The organism is Nocardiopsis sp. TRM 82005, from assembly GCF_056312425.1.
The window spans coordinates 1-2,177 of record NZ_JBWDTQ010000060.1; the positions used below are offsets into that span (position 1 = coordinate 1).

At 71.1% G+C, this 2,177-nt stretch carries 1 protein-coding gene; it reads right to left on the reverse strand.

The genetic code is table 11. The features are described from left to right. Window positions 1-1,885, reverse strand: a 1,885-nt coding sequence (gene dnaA / locus AC0T5L_RS27030; protein WP_476168317.1) for a chromosomal replication initiator protein DnaA, incomplete at its 3' end; no start/stop codon positions are given. Window positions 1,886-2,177 lie beyond the last annotated feature (292 nt).

Here is a 2,177-nt window from a genome sequence, read left to right on the forward strand (position 1 = left end):
CCTGGTTGTAGATGGACCGGCGCTCGGCCATCAGCGCGCGGACCTTGCGGTCGGCGTGCATCACCGTGGTGTGGTCGCGGCCGAACTGCTGCCCGATCTTGGGCAGGGACAGCTCGGTCAGCTCGCGGCACAGGTACATGGCGATCTGCCGGGCGGTCACCAGCACCCTGGATCGCGAGGTCCCGCACAGGTCCTCGACCGTCAGACCGAAGTAGGCGGCCGTCTGGGACATGATCGACCCGGCCGTCACCTCGGGCACCTCGGCGCTGGGCACCAGGTCCCGCAGCACCTGGCCGGTCAGGTCCAGGTCCACCGACTGCCTGTTCAGGCTGGCGAACGCGGTCACACGGATCAGCGCGCCCTCCAGCTCCCGGATGTTGGTGGAGATCTTGCTCGCGATGAACTCCAGTACCTCCGGCGGAGCCGCCAGCCCCTCCTGCGCCGCCTTCTTGCGCAGGATGGCGATCCGGGTCTCCAGCTCGGGCGGCTGCACATCGGTGAGCAGGCCCCACTCGAACCGGCTGCGCATCCGGTCCTCCAGCGTGGTCAGCTGCTTGGGGGGCCGGTCGCTGGAGATGACGATCTGCTTGTCGGAGTTGTGCAGCGTGTTGAAGGTGTGGAAGAACTCCTCCTGCGTCTGCTCCTTGTTCTCCAGGAACTGGATGTCGTCCACCAGGAGTACGTCGATGTCCCGGTACCGGCGGCGGAACCCGTCCGCCTTGCCGTCCCGGATCGAGTTGATGAACTCGTTGGTGAACTCCTCGGAGCTGACGTAGCGCACCCGCGACCCCTCGTAGAGGCGGTGCGTGTAGTGCCCGATGGCGTGCAGCAGGTGTGTCTTGCCCAGACCGGAGCCGCCGTGGATGAACAGCGGGTTGTAGGCCTTGGCCGGAGCCTCGGCGGCCGCCACCGACGCCGCGTGCGCGAACCTGTTGCTGGACCCTATGACGAAGGTGTCGAAGGTGTACTTCGGGTTCAGGCGCGCGTGCTCGCCCGGAGGGGCCTCCTGCGAGCGCCCCGGGGGCGCGGAGGGGGACTTCTGAGCGGCCTCGCCCTCCCCGGAAGGCTCGTGCGCCTCCGTGGGAGCCTCCTCGGCCCGGTCCTCCTCGTGTCCGTCGGCAGCCCCGGCCGCTGCCGAGGACGCCGTCCCCTGCGGGGTCTCCCAGCGGTTGGGCTGGTCCCACTCCGGGTCGGGCCAGGTCTGCTGCCACGACGCGGGCTTCCCTGACCGTTTCAGAGCCGAGGGCTGCTCCCACAGCGGCGGTGCGGTGGGGGTCTCCTGGGGAGAGGCGAAGGTCTGCTGGACCCACGGGGCGGGCGCGTCGCGAACCGTGTGCGGCTCCTCCTCGGTGCCGGAGGGAGCCTCCGGAGGCTGGGGGCCGAGCAGGTCGGCCTGGCCCTCCGGGGCGGCCTGGGCAGACGGGGAGCCGGCCTCCTGGACGGACCGGTCGTCCGGGCGCGCGTGCTGGCCCCGGGTCCCGGGTGCGCCCTGCGGGGCCTCCTGCGGTGTCCCGGCGGACCCCGTCGGCGTGGGGGCGGCGCCCGGCACGGCGGGGGAGAAGGCGGACCTGGCGTGCTCCTCCACGCCGTGCGGGGCCTGCTGCCCGTAGGCGGCGGGTGGCGCGGGAGTGGGCGGCGGGGTCGGCACGGCGGTGGGGTCGACCGTCACGGCGACCCGGATCTCCCTGCCCAGGTGCGCGGACAGCGCCTTGCTGATCGCCGGGTACAGGCGTGTCTCCAGCACCTTCTTGGTGAACTCGTTGGGCGCCGCGATCAGCGCGGTGTCCTCGATCAGGCCCAGCGGACGGGTCTGTGGCAGCCACGCGCGCTGGTGCGCGGGCAGGGAATCGTTGTCGATCCCGTCCAGCACGCTGGACCAGACCATTGCGAGGTTGACCTGTGCGTCAGCCAAGGTGACCTGCCATGGGTGCTGTCCCTTCGGTGCGGATCTGTGCGGTGCGGAGTGTGCGGGCGGTGAGGCCACGGCGGAGCCCGTGGCACGTGGGTCGGTCGTGCGCTCGCGGGGACCGGGGCCGCGGGGAGCGACTTCCCATTGTCCTCCTCCCACGGTGGTGCCGGGGCGCGAAACCGGGGTGGTACGGGCGTTCCTGGGAGTTGTGGGCTTGTGGATAACTTCACTGCACCGGCAGACGCCAAGCCTTTGCCCATCCCCGGTA